Raw genomic sequence first — 17,336 nt, forward strand, 5'->3', positions numbered from 1 at the left:
CTCGGCCGGCCGTTTCAATAGGACCAGCTGCGCGCCTTGGCGATGATAAAATCGCGGAACACATGCAGTTTCGCCTGGTTCTTCATCGCGTCGGGATAGGCGAAATAGGTATCGAAGGACGGCACCTCGGTCTCCGGCAGCAGCTGCACCAGGTTCGAGTCCTTGTTGATCACATAGTCCGGCAGCATGGCGATGCCGGCGCCGCCCTGCACCGCCCGCTTGATCGACAGGATGTCGTTGATCTGCAGCGTCGGCACACGCTGCGCGCCCTCGAAATCGCCGACCGTCTCCAGCCAGTTCAGCTCCGACAGATGCGAAGGCACCGGCACGCCGAAAGTGACGATGCGGTGGTTCCTGAGTTCGGCGATCGAGGCCGGCCTGCCGAACTTGGCGATATAGGACGGCGCCGCGTAGAGGTGGAAATGCACCGTGAACAGCCGGCGCTGGATGAGGTCGGGCTGCTGCGGCTGGCGCAGCCGGATCGCGCAATCGGCCTGGCGCATGGTGAGGTCGAGCTCCTCATTGGCGAGGATCAGCTGCAGGCTGATCTCGGGATAGAGCTCGATGAATTCCTGCACCCGTTCGGTCAGCCAGCCGGCACCGAGCCCTACCGTGGTCGTTACCCTGAGCACGCCCGACGGCCGGTCCTTGGTCTCGGTCAGCCGCGTCTTGATGGTTTCCAGCTTCATCAGCACGTCATGCGCCGTGCGGAACAGCATCTCGCCCTGCTCGGTCAGCACCAGGCCGCGCGCATGGCGGTGGAAGAGTGCCACGCCGACGTCATGCTCCAGCGCGCTGACCTGCCGCGAAATAGCCGATTGCGACAGATGCAGCGTCTCGGCGGCATGGGTGAACGACCCAGCCTCCGCCGCTGCGTGAAATACGCGTAATTTGTCCCAGTCCAGCGCCATGATTCCCCTCGCGTTGCTTTTGGCGTCTGAATGAAAAATCAGGCTTTTAAACGGCTTCTTTCAGCCGATCTGTCATTCCGCCGCTTCGCGGTGAACCTCGATGCCCGCCAGATATTTTTCCGCCTCGAGCGCCGCCATGCAGCCAAGCCCCGCCGCCGTCACCGCCTGGCGGTAAACGTCGTCGGTGACGTCGCCGGCGGCGAACACGCCGGGCACGTCGGTGCGGGTCGAATCCGGCGCCGTCCACAGATAGCCGTTCGGCTTCTGCTTCAGCTTGCCGGCAAAGAGCTCGACCGCCGGCGCATGGCCGATCGCGACGAACACGCCATCGACCGGCAGCTTCGATTCCTGGCCGGTCACGACATTGCGCAGCGTCAGGCCTTCCACCGAAGGCGGCAGCGGCGCCTTGCCCGGACGTCCGGTGATCTCATCGACGACCGTGTCCCAGATGACGCGGACATTGTCCTTCTTGAGCAACCGCTCGCGCAGGATGCGCTCGGCGCGGAAATCGCTGCGCCGGTGGATGACGGTGACGCTCTTGGCAAGGTTCGACAGATAGAGCGCTTCCTCGACCGCGGAATTGCCTCCGCCCACCACTGCGACATCCTTGCCGCGATAGAAGAAGCCGTCGCAGGTGGCGCAGGCCGAAACGCCGAAGCCCATGAAGGTCTGCTCCGACGGGATGCCCAGCCACTTGGCCTGCGCGCCGGTGGCGATGATCAGCGCGTCCGCGGTATAGACCGTGCCGGAATCGCCGGTGGCGCGGAACGGCCGCACGTTGAGGTCGACCTCGGTGATGATGTCGTTGATGATGTCGGTGCCGACATGCTCGGCCTGCTTGAGCATCTGCTCCATCAGCCAGGGGCCCTGGATCGGATCGGCGAAGCCGGGATAGTTTTCGACGTCGGTGGTGATCATCAATTGGCCGCCCTGCTGCAGGCCGGCGACCAGCATCGGCTTCAGCATGGCGCGGGCGGCGTAGACCGCCGCCGTGTAGCCGGCCGGGCCGGAACCGATGATAAGAACGGGCGCATGTTTGGTGTTCATGAAAAGTCCCCTGCGGCTCGCAGCCGTGGTTTGTCGCGCGTAATGTAAGTGTTGCCCGGGAGACCAGCAAGGCAAGTTGGCCTTCGTCCCCGGAAAGCTTCGCGCCATGCATATCGGGCCATATCGCCGCCCGTCATGAACGCGCGTCACTCAGGAGTACGCGTGGCCCGCGATCACCGCATGCCATCAAAACAAGGAGAAAATCATCGCAAAGCTATGGCCTCTTGCGCGAAACCAAATTACAAAATCGCGAAAGATTCTTGCGCGAAAGCCCTTCATGCCGCTGAAAGCCGATCTCGACGCCATCGACTGGAAGATCCTGCGCGAGCTGCAGGGTGACGGACGAATGACCAATGTCGAATTGTCCAGCCGGGTTGGCATCTCGGCGCCGCCTTGCCTGCGCCGTGTCAGGCGGCTGGAAGAGGCCGGCATCATCCGCGGCTACCGCGCACTCTTGAACGCGCCGGCGCTCGGCATGGATGTCGTAGCCTTCTGCCTGATCGGCCTGCATCACCAGGCCGACGCCGAGCTGAAAACCTTCGCCGAGCGCACGCGCGGCTGGCCGATCGTCCGCGACGCCTGGATGGTTTCGGGCGAATCCGACTTTCTGCTGCACTGCGTGGCGAGCGACCTCGGCACCTTCCAGACCTTCGTCATCGAGGAACTGGCTTCGGCACCGAATGTGGACACCGTGCGCACCGCCTTGACCATCCGCCGCGTCAAGGACGAGGGGTTGGTCGCCTTTCCAACTTGATACATGTCGCCCAGAAGTGTGCAGCGGTTCTGGGACAACGACATGCATCAAAACAAAGACTTAAAGCGCGTCGCCTGAATCCGTTTCAGCGCGACGCGCTTTAATGTGCCGGCTTCCGGAAATTCACCCGCAAAAACAACCGGTTTAGCTCCAGGCTTTGAATCAACTTGCGATCAGAGCGATCGTATCGTCGTCAGCAGGTCCTCAAGGTCATGAGCGCCGCGCAACGGCGAAACCGAAAGCCCGCTTATCGTCGAGCCTTCGCCGTCGACCAGCCAGCCGCGCTTGAGGCCGGCGCGCTGGCCGGCTTCCATATCGGCCGGCTTGTCGCCGACGATCAGCGACCGCTCCAGATCGAGGCCGAGCTGGCGGCCTGCCTCCAGCAGCATGCCAGGATTGGGCTTGCGCATCGGGTGATCGGCAATCGCCAACGCGCCCCTGCCGGCCTCGTGGTAGGCGCAGGCAAGCACCATATCCACGAAAGCGTTCTTTTCGCTCAGCAGGTCGAGGACCCGCCCGTTGACCCGGGCGAACGCGTCCCAGCCGAAATAGCCGCGCGCGATGCCGGACTGGTTGGTGACGACAATGACCGGAATGCCGTGCTGGTTCGCGGCCTCGATGACCGGCGCGATGCCGTCGCGCAGTTCCATCGCCGCCGGGTCGTCGGGATAGCCGGTATCGACATTGATCGTGCCGTCACGATCGAGGAACAGCGCCGGCCGGCCGGCCGGAAACATCCTGTCGCCGATCCGCTCGACCCACAGGCCGGGCTCTGCAAGCGGAAAGCCTGCGCTCTCAGCCATTGCTGAGGCGCGCTTCGACCGCCTCGCACAGATAATGGTAGAGGCACAGGTGCCCCTGCTGGATGATCGGCGTCGAGGTCGACGGCACGTTGAGCAGGATGTCGGTCAGCGGCTTCAGCTTGCCGCCGGTCTCGCCGGTCAGGCTGATCACCGTCATGCCCATCGCCCGCGCTTGTTCGGCGGCGGCAAGGATGCTCGGCGAATTGCCGCTGGTCGAGATGGCGAGCAGCACCGCGCCTTCCGACCCATGCGCCTCGACCTGGCGCGAGAAGACGGTGTCGAAGCCGTAGTCGTTGCCCCAGGCGGTCAGCACCGCGGCATTGGCAGGCAGCGCGATGACGTTGTAGGCCTTGCGTTCCTTGAGGAATCGGCCGACCAGCTCGCCGGCGATGTGGATGGCATCGCTCGCCGAGCCGCCATTGCCGCAGATCAGCAGCGCCTTGCCTTGCGAAAGCGCCGTCACTACCGTGCTCACCGAGCGTTCCATTTCACCGGTCAGGTCGCGCTCGACCATCGCCGTGATCGCCGCCGCGGAGCGGACCAGATAGTCGTTCAGTTCGGACATGGAACCCTCAGTTTGCGGCGCGCATCTTGCCGATCGTGTTGGTCGTGCTTTTGCCGGCGACGAGGTCGACCAGCACCACGCGCCCGCCCGCCTTCTGCACGACATCGGCGCCGACAACGGTTTCGACCGTGTAATCCGCGCCCTTGACCAGGATGTCCGGCAGGAGCGCCTCGATGAGCTTCAGCGGCGTGTCCTCCTCGAAGACGACGACGGCGTCGACCGAGGCAAGTGCTGCCAGCACGCAGGCGCGGTCGTGCTGGTCGTTGACCGGGCGCCCCGCCCCCTTCAGCCGGCGCACCGAGGCGTCGCTATTGAGGCCGAGCACCAGCCGGTCGCACTGGCTGCGCGCGGCATGCAGCAGGCTGACATGGCCGGCATGCAGGATGTCGAAACAACCATTGGTGAAGCCGACGGTCAGCCCCTCTTCCTTCCAGGCTGCGACCATCCTGGCCGCAGCGTTGGCATCGAGAATGGCGTCCTGGTGACCGGTCGGCCCGTGTGAGCGGAACAGCGCGCCGGACAGTTCCTCGACGTTCAGCCGCGCCGTGCCGCGCTTTCCCACCACCACACCGCCGGCCGCATTGGCGATGACGGCCGCATGCACCCGGTCGGCGCCGGCGGCGAGCGAAAGCGCGAAACTGGCGATGACCGTGTCACCAGCGCCGGAGACGTCGAAGACTTCGCGCGCCTGGGTGGAGATGTGGCGGGCATCCTCGGCGGAGACGACGCTCATGCCCTTTTCGCTGCGCGTGGCGACGATGAACTCGAAATCATGCGCGGCGATCAGGTCGCGCGCCGCGGCCACGATCTCGTCGTCGCCGAACACCTTGCGCCCGACCGCCTCGCCGAGTTCCTTGCGGTTCGGCGTCACCGCCGTGGCGCCGGCATAGCGCGCATAGTCGCGCCCCTTCGGATCGACCAGCACCGGCTTGCCGGCATCGCGGCAGATCGCGATCAGCTCGCCGGCGACGCCGTCGAGCAGGATGCCCTTGCCGTAGTCGGAGAGGATCACGATGTCGGCGCGGCCAAGCGCTGCCTGGAAATGGTCGATGAGCTTCGCCCGCTCGGCGGCCGTCAGCGGCTTGATCTCTTCCTCGTCGAAACGCAGCACTTGCTGGTTGAGCGCGCTGAAGCGGCTTTTCGACGACGTCATGCGGCCCTCGCGCTGCAGGAGCCCGTCCGTGTCGACGCCGATCTCGCCGAGCATCCGCATCAGATTGTTGCCGGCCTGGTCGGCGCCGATCACCGAAACGGGGATGGCGGCCGCGCCGAGCGAAACGATGTTGGAGACGACATTGCCGGCGCCGCCCATGTTCGCGGTCTCGCCCTTGCCGTGCAGCACGGGAATGGGGGCTTCCGGCGAGATACGCTCGATTACGCCGCTGACGAAGCGGTCGAGAATGAAATCGCCCACCACCAGCACGGTGACGTCGCCGAACCGGGCGATGGTGCGATGCAAAGGCTCGGGGGAAGGCGGATGGTGCTTGATCATCTCACTCGAAATATGCCTGAAGACGGCCGGACTTGATTAGATTTCAGCGCCGGAATTGTGGCGCGGGCTGCTCAAGGCGATGCCGATATACCGCAATTCGAACGAGCGCAACGGCAGGCCCGGCGCCGACCCCAGCCGAAGCCGACTGCGCGATCAGCTCCTCTGCAGGGCGACGTGGACGCCGAGCCCAACCAGCACCGCCCCGCCCGCGCGCTGCATCAGCCGCTGCGCCCGGCCCGAACGTCGCAGCCGCGCAATCATCGCGCCGGCAAGGAAAACGCAAACGACGTCGGCGGACGAGAACATCAGATTGACGATGGTTCCAAGCACGACGAACTGCAGCCAGACCGGGAACGCCGCCGAGGCGTCGATGAATTGCGGCAGGAACGCCATGAAGAAGATCGCCGTCTTCGGATTGAGCACCTCGACGGTGATGCTTTCGAAAAAGGCGCGACGGGCCGATTTCCGCTCGATCAAGGGCAGAGCCGCATCGCCATCCGTCCGTTTGCGGAACATAGAGACGCCGAGCCAGATCAGATAGAGCGCGCCGACGAGCTTGACCGCCAGATAGAGCGGCGGCACCGCATGGAACAGGACGGACAGGCCGGCGGCGGCCGCGAAGACATGGAAATAGCCGCCGAGATGGATGCCGAGAGCCCCCGTCAACCCCGACCAGCGTCCGCGCGCCATCGTCTGCGCCGCGGCGTAGAGCATGGCGGGCCCCGGGATATAGGCGAAGATCGCCGTCGTGGCGAAAAACGCGATCAGCAATTCAGTCGACGGCATTTTGTCCCTCAAGAGTTGGGCATGACTGCAGCGGGAGGTTTGCGGCCTCACTGTGGTCCACGGGCGGCCTGCTTTATCGACACTCCCGCCCGCCTCCCCTATAAGGGCCGGAATCGGCAACGGAGCAAGGCTGAAAAGCATGATCATCGTCACGGGCGGCGCCGGCATGATCGGCTCCAACATCGTCGCTGCTCTCAATGCCGAGGGCCATGACGACATCGTCGTCGTCGACGATCTCACTGACGGCCACAAGATCGCCAACCTCGCCGACCTGCGCATCGCCGACTATCTCGACAAGGACGAATTTCTCGCCCGGCTCGAGGACGGCGCGCTCGGCCGCATCGAGGCCGTCTTCCATCAAGGCGCCTGCTCGACCACCACCGAATGGAACGGCAAGTTCATGATGGAGGTGAACTACGCCTATTCGAAGCGGCTGTTGCATGCCTGCCTGGCGCTGCGCGTGCCTTTCCTCTATGCCTCGTCGGCTTCGGTCTATGGCGGCGGCAGCGAGTTTCGCGAGGAGCCCGACTTCGAGCGTCCCCTCAACGTCTATGCCTATTCGAAGAAGCTGTTCGACGATTATGTCCGCCGCACCGTCTTCGACACCGATCATTCGCAGGTTGCCGGCCTGCGCTACTTCAACGTCTACGGGCCGCGCGAGGCGCATAAAGGCGCCATGGCCTCGGTCGCCTTCCATCTGTTCAACCAGGTCGAGCGCGGCGAAAACCCGAAGCTGTTCGGCGCTTATGGCGATTTCGGTCCCGGCGAGCAGAGCCGCGACTTCATCCATGTCGGCGACGTGGCGGAGGTCAATCTGTGGCTGTGGAAACGGGGTTCAAGCGGTATCTTCAACTGCGGCACCGGCCGCGCCCAGCCGTTCCGGGCGATTGCCGAGACGGTGATCGACACGCTGGGCAAGGGCGAGATTGAATTCATCCCCTTCCCCGACCATCTCAAGGGCAGCTACCAGAGTTTTACGCAGGCTGATATGTCCCGCTTGCGCGCGGCCGGCTACAATGGCCAATTCCGCACAGTCGAAACCGGCGTCAGGGACTATGTCGAATGGCTGAAGGCCCAACGATCCTCGTGATCGGCCCACGCTGGGTGGGCGACATGGTCATGGCGCAGTGCCTGTTTGCGGCGCTGAAGGAAAAGCATCCGACTGCGGCCATCGACGTGCTGGCGCCGGCCTGGGCGGCGCCCTTGGTCAAGCGCATGCCCGAGATACGCTGCCAGATCGACTTTCCGCTGATGCCGGGCGCGCTCGAATTCCGCAGCCGCAGGCGCTTCGGCCGCCTGCTGCGCGGCCGCTACGACATGGCCTATGTGCTGCCGGGAAGCTGGAAATCGGCCTTGATCCCGTTCTTCGCCCGCATCCCGCACCGCGTCGGCAATCTGCGCGAGATGCGCTACGGCCTGCTGACGGATGTCGTGCCGCTGCCCGAAGCCCTGAAACGGCGCACCGCGCGCGCCTATTTCGGCCTCGCGCGCGGCGGCACTTTTCGCGCGCCGCATCTTACCGTCGACAAGGCCAACCAGGCCGATCTGCTGGCGCGCTTCGGGCTGACCGGGAAGAAATTCGTGGCGCTCATGCCCGGCGCCGAGTTCGGCCCGGCAAAACGCTGGCCGAGCGACCACTATGCAGGGCTGGCCCGGGACATGATGGCCAAGGGCCTGGCCGTCGCGCTGCTCGGCTCGAAGAACGACGCCGACGTGACCGGCGAGATCGCAGCGCTTGCCCCGGGCGCCATCGACCTTGCCGGCAAGACACGCCTCGAGGACGCCATCGACCTGATCGCCGCGGCGAAGCTTGCTGTCTCGAACGACAGCGGGCTGATGCATGTGGCGGCCGCCGTCGGCACGCCGATCGTGGCCGTCTACGGTTCGACGTCACCGGAAAACACGCCGCCGCTCAGCGAACGCTCCGAGCTGATCTGGCTGCATCTGTCCTGCTCGCCCTGCCACAAGAAGGTCTGTCCGCTTGGGCATCTCAACTGCCTGAAGACGCTCGATGTCGCCCGCGTCACCGCCGCCGCTGAGCGCTTGCTCAAGGTTCCAGCGGCCGCATGAAGGTGCTGATCGTCAAGACATCGTCGATGGGCGATGTCATTCACACCTTTCCCGCCGTCGAGGAGGCGACGCGCAACCGCTCCGACATCAGCTTCGACTGGTGCGCGGAGGAGCCTTTTGCCGGGATCGTGGCGCTGCATCCGGCGATCAAGACTATCCACAAGGTGGCTGTCCGGCGCTGGCGCAAGACGCTGTTAGACGGCGGCACATGGCGCGAGATAGCCGCGCTGCGCAAAGCGCTGCAAGCCTCCCGCTACGATCTTGTCATCGACGCGCAAGGCTTGCTCAAGTCGGCCCTGGTCGCCATCCAGGCTGGCGCGCCGATCGCCGGCTTCGATCGGGCAAGCGTCCGCGAGCCTTCGGCAACGCTGTTCTACCAGCGCAAATACGCAGTGCCGCGCGACCTGCACGCCATCGAGCGCACCAGGCGGCTGTTCGGCCTGGCGCTTGGCTATCAGCCGGATTTGTCGACGCTCGAGTCAGGCATCGTGCCGCCGGCGGGCAGCCCACCCGGCATTGAAGGCAGAACGGCGTTTCTTTTGCACGGCACTAGCCGCGAAGACAAGAAATGGCCGGTCGAGGACTGGATCGAAACCGCCCGCCAACTGGCCGACCGGCAATTCGTGCCGGTGGTCACATGGTCGAACGAGGCGGAAAAGAAAGTGGCGCAAGCCATTGCCGGTGCCGTGCCGGGAACGGTGCTGGTTGCGAAATCGCCGCTCGCGGATGTCGCCGCGATTCTCGGCCGCTCGACGCTGGTCATCGGCGCCGACACCGGCCTCACCCACCTCGCCAGCGCCTTCGGCCTGCCGACCGTCGCCGTCTTCCTGGCAACGGAGCCGGGTCTCACCGGCCCGCGCGGGAAGTTTGCCTCGACCTTGATGGCGCCGACCGGCGGCAGGGTAACGCCTGCTGAGGTGATGGCGGAAGCGGAGCGCCTGCTGGCGCTCAACTCAAGGGCACCAGCGTAAGGACCTTTTCAGAATTCGCTCTGGCGAGTCGAATGGCGTGGTTTTCGAGAACCGGCCTACGCCGGCCGTAGCCTTCATAGGACGGAGACCCTTATGAGGGCTTCGGCCGGCGAAGGCCGGAGCGGAGCGTACTTAAAGTACGTGAGCACCGGAAGCGCAGAAAGCCGCCGGCGCATGACCCCGAAAATCGCACCCGATTTTCGGAAAGGATCATGCGCAAACCAAAGTGCTACAGCGTCCTAAAGGACGCGCGGCGCTGTAGTCGGCCGCCAGAGTAGAATTATCAAAAGGTTCTTAGATAAACTGCACCTGGACGATCTCGTACCCCCGAGCACCGCCCGGAGCATTGACCTCGATGGCGTCGCCGACTTCCTTGCCGATAAGCGCACGCGCGATCGGCGAGGAGATCGAGATGCGGCCGGACTTCACGTCCGCTTCCTGGTCGCCGACGATCTGGTAGGTTTTCTTTTCCTCGGTGTCCTCGTCGACCAGCACGACGGTCGCGCCGAATTTCACCTTGTCGCCGGAAAGCTTGGAGACGTCGATGACCTCGGCGCGTGCGATCAGGTCCTCGAGCTCGTTGATGCGGCCTTCATTGTGGCTCTGCGACTCCTTGGCCGCGTGATATTCGGCATTTTCGGACAGGTCGCCATGCGAGCGCGCTTCGGAAATCGCCTCGATGATGCGAGGCCGCTCCTCCTGCTGACGCCAGCGAAGTTCTTCCTTCAATGACGCGAACCCCTCGCCTGTCATCGGGACCTTGATCATATGCCTGACCTTTCCAGCCGCCACCCCCGTTTTCGGGAGGGACCTTGTCAATGGGTACAAAAAGAAAACGGTCCGGCAGCCTCGGGCTAACGGAACCGTCTCACCACAATTTCGCTGAATATAGCGATCTTTGCGCGATTTTCACGCCCAAAAATTGAAGTTCGGCAAAATGATCACCGCTTTCGCGGGCCATTGGCCGGCGGCGGATAACAGAAACCGGCTGCGATTGCTCACAGCCGGTTCGAGGAATGTCGAAGCTCGATCAGCTCCTCAGGAAATGATCGATCTGCTCGGACAGCATGCCGTATTCGCGCGAGCCCTTGCCGGTCCGCTTCTCGATCTCGTTAAGCTGCTGCTGGGCGCCGGCGAGATCGCCGATCTGCAGATGCGCTTCGCCCAGATATTCGCGCACCAGCGTGTAGTTCGGGTCGATACGCAGCGCTTCCTCGTAATAGCCGAGGCCGACAGTGACGCGGCCCGAATGGCGATGCGAATAGCCGAGATAATTGAGGATGCGCGGATCCTGCTTGTTGGCGGCTAAAGTCAGCACCGAGATCGCCTCGTCATAGCGCCCGGCCATCGCCAGATCGTGGCCCGCTTCATAGATGCTGTCGTCATCCAGCATGCCATATTGCGGCTTCACGCATTTGTTCTTCTTCTTGTCCCAGACCTCGCCTTTCTTGCAGGTGGTGGTCGTCTGTCCACCGCTGCTGCCGCTTTCACCGGCTGCAAAAGCCGGCGCTACGAACAGCGGCAGCGCCGCAATAGCCATGACCTGAACAAGCAAACGTCTGCGCATCGAAGCCTCCATGAGGGTGACAATGCCAGATTAACGCCGCCTTGGCGCGGTTTCATCCCGAAATGCGAGCGGCTGCCGAACTATTTTGGACGGCCGGAAGGAAGCCGCTGCCTGCGGACGTGACGCGCGCTTTAATTCAGCTATCATCGGAGCCAAGCGCATCACGTGGAGAAGGACCGTGCAGCAGCGCCTCGAGAAGGAGTGGGATCTTTCGATCGATCCCGACACCGTTCGCCTGTTCATCCTCAAGGCGAAGGCGCTGAGCGCCGCCGTCAACGAGGACTATGACGACGGCGCCGAGCACGAGGTCGAATTCGACGGCGACGCGCATGCCAGCCACCACCATGACGGCCTTGTCGAGGAAGCCTCGGAAGACCTCACCGAGGAGGAATTCCGCGAGCTGATCAACGATCTCAATATCGACGAAGCCGCCGAGCTGATCGCGCTCGCCTGGGTCGGACGCGGCGATTATGACGCATCCGAATGGGCGGATGCGGTGGCCGCTGCCAGGGAACGACCCAGGAAGCGCGCCGCCAAATATCTGCTCGGCCTGCCTATGCTTGCCGATTGGTTGGAGGAAGGCCTTGAAGCCATCGGCGCGTAACGCGCCGGTAACCGATTGTGATCGGCAAGGCGAATCTTGCAGGCAACTTCGCAACGCGACCGTCGTTTCCGGGCGATGGCAACGCTGAGCCTTTCGCGACTTTACAGACTGGCGCTGCCTGTGGCGGCTGCCATGCTGCTGGTCACGCCGGCCACAGCCAAGCATCATCACCGGCATAAGGGGCACCTGCCGCCGGCCAGCCAAAGCGCCGCTCCGGCTCCGGAAACGCCGGCGGCGACACCGGTACCAGGTTCGCGTCCGCAGGATCTGGAAAACAGCGCTGAAAAGTCCCGACAGGGCAAACCTCGCCTCGACAGCAATGACGACTTCCTCAATCAGGACAAGTCGCATCCGAAATGGGACGCCCGCCCACCGCGTTCGAAAGGCGCTCAATCCGGATCGCGGACGGAATCCGAGCTACAGACGCCGGACGTCGTGCCCACGCCGCCCCAGAAGCCCACCGAACTGGAGCCGGAGCCGCCGGAAACCGCGCCGCAACCATCGGAAAAACCCGAACCGCCGGGAGAGGAAAAGATGCTCCCCGATCCGCGTTCCGCCGAGATGCCGGCCGACAATATGCCGGCAGAGGAGATCGCATGCCGCGAGCGGCTGAAGGCGCTCGGCGTCGAGTTCGAGGAGCATAAGGCAGAGCACGATCCCGAGATCGGCTGCTCGATCCCCTACCCTGTCGTCATAAGGACACTGGGCAAATCCATCGGCATCGATTCGGGCGCCGAGCTCAACTGTCCGATGGCCGAGGCAGCGGCGCGCTTCGTGGCCGATGTCGTCCAACCCACGGCAAAGGCCGAGCTCGGCGCCGACCTGAAATCGATCAACCAGGCCTCGGCCTTTGTCTGCCGGCCGCGCAACGGCACGCGCAAGCTGTCGGAACACGCCTTCGGCAACGCGCTCGACATCGCCAGCTTCACCTTGTCGGACGGGAGGAAGATCGAGGTCGGGCCGGCGCCGCCGGACAAGGACGCGAAGTTCCTCGACGCGGTGCGCAAGGCTGCCTGCGGGCCGTTCAAGACGGTGCTTGGGCCGGGCGCCGACCCTGACCATGCGCTGCATTTCCACTTCGACCTGGAGCCGCGCCGCCACGGCGGCACTTTCTGCCAGTAAGCATGATCTCGAAAGTTTCGAGTCGCTCCCTGGCAAGATCAGCGCCGCAATTCCGCCCCATGCGTGAATGCCGGCGCTGATCTTTCCTTTACTGTTGAGGGTTAACCTTGTGCCATTCGGGGACAAGGACGCCTTTCGATGGCTCGAAGACTTGGCGCTATGCTTGGCTTGGCGCAACGGAACAAACGTGCGCGCGTCACGGTCGCCGGACTGGCCGCGGGCGCAGCCATCGCGACGATATCGGCCTGCACGACCGGCGACGTCTTTGCGCTGCAGCCGGCCGTCGATGTCGGCAGCCAGACGGCAGCCGTGCCGCAGCCCGACGCGCCGCAATATGCCGGCATGCAGCGCCTCGTTCCGTCCAATCCCTACATGACCCAGGCCGCCTATCCGCGCATGGATGAGCCGATGTCGCCGGTCGAGCAGATGCCTGCCAGCGAGATCGACTGCCGCAACGAGCTGAAGCGGATGGGCGTCGTCTATCAGGACGTCCAGCCGATCCATGAAGGCCAGTGCGGCATCGATTTCCCCGTAAAAGTCTCGGCCATCGGCAGCGTCGCCATGACGCCGGCGGCAACGCTGACCTGCAACATGGCCGCGACCTTCGCCGCCTGGACGAAAAACGAGCTGCAGCCGGCCGCCCGCTGGCGCTATTTCTCCGGCGTCAAGGCGATTCACCAGGGTTCCAGCTATTCCTGCCGCAACATAGCCGGCGAAGGCGTGCTCTCCGAACACGGCAAGGGCAACGCCCTCGACGTCATGAGCATCGAGCTCAACAATGGCGACGACATCGACGTCCGCAAGCCCGGCCTCTTCGCGTTCCGCACACGCGGCTTCCTCAACAACGTTCGCGCCGACGGCTGCGAGTATTTCACCACCGTGCTCGGCCCCGGCTACAATTACGACCACCGCAACCATTTCCATTTCGACATCAAGAACCGCAAAAGCGGTTATCGCGCCTGTCGCTGAGGCTCTCTGCCAAAAACGGCCAACACCGCATAAAATGGTCGCCCGTGGATTTGGGAGCGGTCGGCTGTGGGTGAGCGAAGCCTGAAGCGGCGCGCGGCAATCTGGCTGGCGGCGTTTTTCGCCTTCTACGTGACGCTCGCTTATGTCGCCGCGCCGGAATTCTGGACCTGGCGGGAGCGCGGCTTCCGCACCCGGCCCTTCGAGATGGTGACGCACACGCCGCAAGGCATTCCCGGCGATCCGATCAATCTTGGCCTGGTCGGCACCGAAAAGGAGGTCGTCCACGCCTTCGCCGTCGCCGGCTGGGATACGGCCGATGCCGTCACCCTCAGGACCGCGATCGACATCGGCGAAAGTGTGTTGTTTTCCCGTCCCTACCCCGATGCGCCGATGAGCCGCCTTTTGTTCGAGGGCCGCGCCCAGGACCTTGCCTTCGAAAAGCCCGTCGGCGACAGCGCCGACCGGCGCCACCACGTCCGCTTCTGGGAGACGGATACCGTCGGCGACGACGGCCGCCCGCTCTGGCTGGGCGCCGCGAGCTTCGACCGGGGCGTCGGTCTCAGCCACGATACGGGCGCGATCACGCATCACATCGGGCCCGACATCGACGCCGAGCGTGATTTCCTCATCGGCGACCTGGATGCTGCCGGTCTGCTGGCCTCGACCAGCAGAATACCAGGGATCGGCGCCACCAAGACCGGACGCAACGGCGGCGGCGATCCCTATTTCACCGACGGCATGGCCGTGATCGGCGTTTTGAAGACGCTGCAGTGACGGCGCCTCACGCGCGCGCTGACGCCGAAGGTGCGCGTCGTCGTCGACGCGCTTGTCGGGCATTTCTCGGCGCCGATCTGGGATCTGGCTTGAACACGCGCCTGTCATCTTCCAAAAATACCGGCAAGCTATTTTCGAATGCGCTACAGCAATGCTATTGACCGCCCATGCTTTATGTTGAAATCGCCGTCGTGGCCGTCCTCATTCTGGTGAACGGCCTTCTGGCCATGTCGGAGCTTGCCATCGTCTCGTCGCGGCCCGCCCGCCTCAAGGCGATGATCGACCGCAACGTGAAGGGTGCCGGTCGCGCGCTGGCGCTCGGCTCCAATCCCGGCAAGTTCCTGTCCTCGGTGCAGATCGGCATCACCCTGGTCGGCGTTCTCTCGGGCGCGTTCTCGGGCGCGACGCTCGGCGAAAGGCTGGCGCAATATCTGACGTCGACCGGTATCCGCGAAAACATCGCCGACCCCGTCGGCGTCGGCATTGTCGTCGCCATCATCACCTATGCCTCGCTGATCGTCGGCGAGCTGGTGCCGAAGCAGATCGCGCTCAAGGACCCGGAACGCGTCGCGGTCAGGGCCGCGCCGGCAATGACCATCCTCGCAACCATCTCGGCGCCGCTCGTCTTCCTGCTCGACCTCTCCGGCCGTGCCGTTCTGTGGCTGCTCGGCCAGGCCGGCGAAGCGGAAGAGAAGGTCACCGACGAGGAGATCAAGATGCTTGTCGCCGAGGCCGAGCATCACGGCACCATCGAATCCGACGAGCGGCGCATGATCGCCGGCGTCATGCGCCTCGGCGACCGCGCCGTGCGCGCCGTCATGACGCCGCGCACCGAGGTCGACTGGCTGAACCTGCAGTCCGACGAAGCCACGGTTCGAAAGCTTTTGATGGATACCCAGCACTCGCGCCTGCCCGTCGGCGACGGCAATGTCGACGCCATGGTCGGCGTCATCCAGACGCGCGACGTGCTGGCCGCCCTTCTCGCCGGCAGGGTGCTGGATCCGCGCCAGCATGTGCGCGTCGCCCCCATCGTGCATGACCAGGCCGACGCGCTCGACGTGCTGCAGAAGCTCAGGGAATCGGACGTGCCGATGGCGCTGGTCCATGACGAATACGGCCATTTCGAAGGCATCGTCACGCCGGCCGATATCCTCGAAGCCATCACCGGCGTCTTCCGCTCCGACCTCGAGGCCGGCGAGGAAGAAAACGCCGTCAAGCGCGATGACGGCTCCTGGCTGCTTGCCGGTTACATGCAGGCCGACGAGATGGCGGAGGTGCTGGGCATCGACCTGCCGGAGAACCGCGACTACGAGACTGTCGCCGGCTATGTGCTGTCGCATCTGCATCATCTGCCGACCACCGGCGAATGCGTCGACGCGCAAGGCTGGCGTTTCGAGGTGGTCGACCTCGATGGCCGCCGCATCGACAAGCTGATCGCCACCCGCCTGCCCGACGGCCATCGCCCGGTCGCACGCTGACCATCCGGCAATGCTCGACTTGGCATGGGGCGGTTGACGCCGCCGTCAAGCTTCGCTTTCCTCACTTAGGATTGACTGGCCAGAAAGCTTTGAAGCGCTGCAAAAGCGTCTATATCGGCAACCATGGATGCATCGAGCGACCACGCGCTGAACGACGAGCTTCTTTCGGACATCCAGCGCCTGTCCTTCGACTATTTTCTGAAGGAGGCGAACCCGGTCAACGGCCTGGTCGCCGACCGCAACACCGCCGCATCGCCGGCCAGCATAGCCGCCGTCGGCCTTGCTTTGTCGTCCTACCCGGTCGGCGTTGAGCGCGGTTTCATGACGCGCTCTGCCGCGGTCGAGCGGACGCTCGCCACGCTTCGCTTCTTCTGGAACGCGCCGCACGGGCCGGAGCCCGACGTCACCGGCTACAAGGGTTTTTATTATCACTTCCTCGACATGCGGACCGGACGCCGCGTCTGGAACTGCGAATTGTCCACCATCGATACCGCGCTTCTGCTTGCCGGTGTCCTGGCCGCCGGCGCCTATTTCGACGCCGACGACGCGCCCGAGCTGGAGATCCGCCGGGTCGCCGATGCGCTCTACCGCCGCGCCGACTGGCGCTGGGCGCTCAATGGCGGCGCCACCGTCACCCATGGCTGGCGACCCGAAAAAGGCTTCCTGCGCTACCGTTGGGAAGGCTATGACGAGGCGCTGATCCTCTATATGCTGGGCCTCGGCTCGCCGACTTTTCCGCTGCCGCCCGAAAGCTACGCCGCCTGGCTGTCGAGCTACAAATGGAAGAAGATCTACGGCCGGGACCTAGCCTATGCCGGTCCACTCTTCATCCACCAGTTCTCGCATATCTGGATCGATTTTCGCGGCATTCGCGACGCCTTCATGCGCAATGTCGGCAGCGACTATTTCGAGAACAGCCGCCAGGCGACCTTTCTGCAGCGCGACTATGCCATCCGCAACCCCAAGGGCTTCGTCGGCTACGGCGAGAATTGCTGGGGCATCACGGCCAGCGACGGGCCGGGCCCGCAACAGAGCCGGGCCGGCGGGCGCCGCTTCTTCACTTACCTGGCGCGCGGCGCGCCTTTCGGTCCCGATGACGGCACGCTGTCGCCCTGGGCGGCGATCGCATCACTGCCTTTTGCGCCGGAGATCGTGCTACCGACGCTGCGCTACTTCCACGAGATCGACCTGCATGACGGCAATCCCTACGGCTTCACCGCAAGCTTCAACCCGACGATTGCCGACGCCGGCGGCCGGCCCTGCGGCTGGGTGTCGCCGGACCATGTCGGCATCAACCAGGGGCCGATCGCGCTGATGATCGAGAATTACCGATCGGACTTCCTGTGGCGACTGATGCGCGGCGTGCCGGCTATCGCCACGGGCCTGCGGCGGGCCGGATTTTCGGGCGGCTGGCTGTAGGTGC

18 protein-coding genes are annotated in these 17,336 nt (G+C 64.3%); 10 read left to right on the forward strand and 8 right to left on the reverse strand.

Features of this window, described 5'->3' with window-relative positions:
* Positions 1 to 14: 14 nt before the first annotated feature.
* On the reverse strand, positions 15 to 911 hold the full coding sequence (locus WDX12_RS01300; protein ID WP_027168144.1) for a LysR family transcriptional regulator: 897 nt from the start codon (positions 909 to 911) through the stop codon (positions 15 to 17).
* Positions 912 to 983: 72 nt separating this feature from the next.
* Positions 984 to 1,958, reverse strand: a complete 975-nt coding sequence (gene trxB / locus WDX12_RS01305) for a thioredoxin-disulfide reductase (protein WP_140541479.1) — start codon at positions 1,956 to 1,958, stop codon at positions 984 to 986.
* 277 nt (positions 1,959 to 2,235) lie between these two features.
* On the opposite strand from trxB, the gene WDX12_RS01310 reads away from it, so the two are divergent.
* The gene (locus tag WDX12_RS01310) at positions 2,236 to 2,712 is read left to right on the forward strand and encodes an Lrp/AsnC family transcriptional regulator (RefSeq protein WP_140629863.1); all 477 of its coding nucleotides are present in this window, start codon (positions 2,236 to 2,238) and stop codon (positions 2,710 to 2,712) included.
* Positions 2,713 to 2,885: 173 nt separating this feature from the next.
* Here WDX12_RS01310 and WDX12_RS01315 read toward each other — a convergent pair whose 3' ends face one another.
* From WDX12_RS01315 to WDX12_RS01330, 4 genes are all read right to left on the reverse strand, one after another.
* The gene (locus WDX12_RS01315; protein ID WP_434723676.1) at positions 2,886 to 3,515 is read right to left on the reverse strand and encodes a D-glycero-alpha-D-manno-heptose-1,7-bisphosphate 7-phosphatase; all 630 of its coding nucleotides are present in this window, start codon (positions 3,513 to 3,515) and stop codon (positions 2,886 to 2,888) included.
* Complete coding sequence (locus WDX12_RS01320; RefSeq protein ID WP_434723677.1) at positions 3,508 to 4,080, reverse strand: D-sedoheptulose-7-phosphate isomerase; 573 nt, start codon at positions 4,078 to 4,080, stop codon at positions 3,508 to 3,510. Before WDX12_RS01320 ends, WDX12_RS01315 begins: the two co-directional genes overlap by 8 nt.
* Positions 4,081 to 4,087: 7 nt before the next feature.
* A complete protein-coding gene (gene rfaE1, locus WDX12_RS01325; RefSeq protein ID WP_434723678.1) occupies positions 4,088 to 5,572 on the reverse strand; it encodes a D-glycero-beta-D-manno-heptose-7-phosphate kinase in 1,485 nt (494 codons plus the stop codon).
* 153 nt (positions 5,573 to 5,725) lie between these two features.
* Positions 5,726 to 6,358, reverse strand: coding sequence for a LysE family translocator (locus WDX12_RS01330; protein ID WP_434723679.1), 633 nt, complete (start codon positions 6,356 to 6,358; stop codon positions 5,726 to 5,728).
* A gap of 139 nt (positions 6,359 to 6,497) precedes the next feature.
* Here WDX12_RS01330 and rfaD point away from each other — a divergent pair, with 139 nt between their 5' ends.
* From rfaD to waaC, 3 genes are read left to right on the forward strand one after another with little or no spacing between them, the layout of a single operon-like run.
* Positions 6,498 to 7,448 (forward strand): ADP-glyceromanno-heptose 6-epimerase, encoded by a 951-nt coding sequence (gene rfaD / locus WDX12_RS01335; RefSeq protein WP_434723680.1) that lies wholly within the window; start codon positions 6,498 to 6,500, stop codon positions 7,446 to 7,448.
* Positions 7,421 to 8,428, forward strand: coding sequence for a lipopolysaccharide heptosyltransferase II (waaF, locus tag WDX12_RS01340; RefSeq protein ID WP_320293437.1), 1,008 nt, complete (start codon positions 7,421 to 7,423; stop codon positions 8,426 to 8,428). The genes rfaD and waaF overlap by 28 nt, the downstream gene beginning before the upstream one ends.
* Positions 8,425 to 9,399, forward strand: coding sequence for a lipopolysaccharide heptosyltransferase I (gene waaC / locus WDX12_RS01345; protein WP_434723681.1), 975 nt, complete (start codon positions 8,425 to 8,427; stop codon positions 9,397 to 9,399). Before waaF ends, waaC begins: the two co-directional genes overlap by 4 nt.
* A 294-nt stretch (positions 9,400 to 9,693) precedes the next feature.
* On the opposite strand, the gene greA is transcribed toward waaC, so the two are convergent.
* Positions 9,694 to 10,167, reverse strand: a complete 474-nt coding sequence (greA, locus tag WDX12_RS01350) for a transcription elongation factor GreA (protein WP_027168132.1) — start codon at positions 10,165 to 10,167, stop codon at positions 9,694 to 9,696.
* 262 nt (positions 10,168 to 10,429) lie between these two features.
* Entirely contained in the window at positions 10,430 to 10,966 is a 537-nt protein-coding gene (locus tag WDX12_RS01355) for a tetratricopeptide repeat protein (protein WP_320293435.1), read from the reverse strand.
* A gap of 178 nt (positions 10,967 to 11,144) precedes the next feature.
* Here WDX12_RS01355 and WDX12_RS01360 point away from each other — a divergent pair, with 178 nt between their 5' ends.
* The 6 genes from WDX12_RS01360 to WDX12_RS01385 all read left to right on the forward strand — a co-directional run bounded on the left by WDX12_RS01360 (position 11,145) and on the right by WDX12_RS01385 (position 17,332).
* Positions 11,145 to 11,570, forward strand: a complete 426-nt coding sequence (locus WDX12_RS01360; RefSeq protein WP_320293434.1) for a DUF3775 domain-containing protein — start codon at positions 11,145 to 11,147, stop codon at positions 11,568 to 11,570.
* A 75-nt stretch (positions 11,571 to 11,645) separates the two neighbouring features.
* On the forward strand, positions 11,646 to 12,692 hold the full coding sequence (locus WDX12_RS01365) for an extensin-like domain-containing protein (protein ID WP_434723682.1): 1,047 nt from the start codon (positions 11,646 to 11,648) through the stop codon (positions 12,690 to 12,692).
* A 159-nt stretch (positions 12,693 to 12,851) separates the two neighbouring features.
* Positions 12,852 to 13,661: an extensin family protein gene (locus WDX12_RS01370; protein WP_430699216.1), complete on the forward strand. Its 810-nt coding sequence runs from the start codon at positions 12,852 to 12,854 to the stop codon at positions 13,659 to 13,661.
* Positions 13,662 to 13,727: 66 nt separating this feature from the next.
* The gene (locus WDX12_RS01375; protein ID WP_320293431.1) at positions 13,728 to 14,435 is read left to right on the forward strand and encodes an LssY C-terminal domain-containing protein; all 708 of its coding nucleotides are present in this window, start codon (positions 13,728 to 13,730) and stop codon (positions 14,433 to 14,435) included.
* 167 nt (positions 14,436 to 14,602) lie between these two features.
* Positions 14,603 to 15,913: a hemolysin family protein gene (locus tag WDX12_RS01380; protein WP_320293430.1), complete on the forward strand. Its 1,311-nt coding sequence runs from the start codon at positions 14,603 to 14,605 to the stop codon at positions 15,911 to 15,913.
* A 123-nt stretch (positions 15,914 to 16,036) separates the two neighbouring features.
* Positions 16,037 to 17,332 carry a glucoamylase family protein gene (locus tag WDX12_RS01385; RefSeq protein WP_434723683.1) on the forward strand — a complete coding sequence of 432 codons (1,296 nt, stop codon included), beginning with the start codon at positions 16,037 to 16,039 and terminating at the stop codon, positions 17,330 to 17,332.
* Positions 17,333 to 17,336 lie beyond the last annotated feature (4 nt).

Source organism: Mesorhizobium sp. RIZ17 (assembly GCF_051127865.1).
GTDB classification, from domain to species: Bacteria; Pseudomonadota; Alphaproteobacteria; order Rhizobiales; family Rhizobiaceae; genus Mesorhizobium; species Mesorhizobium humile.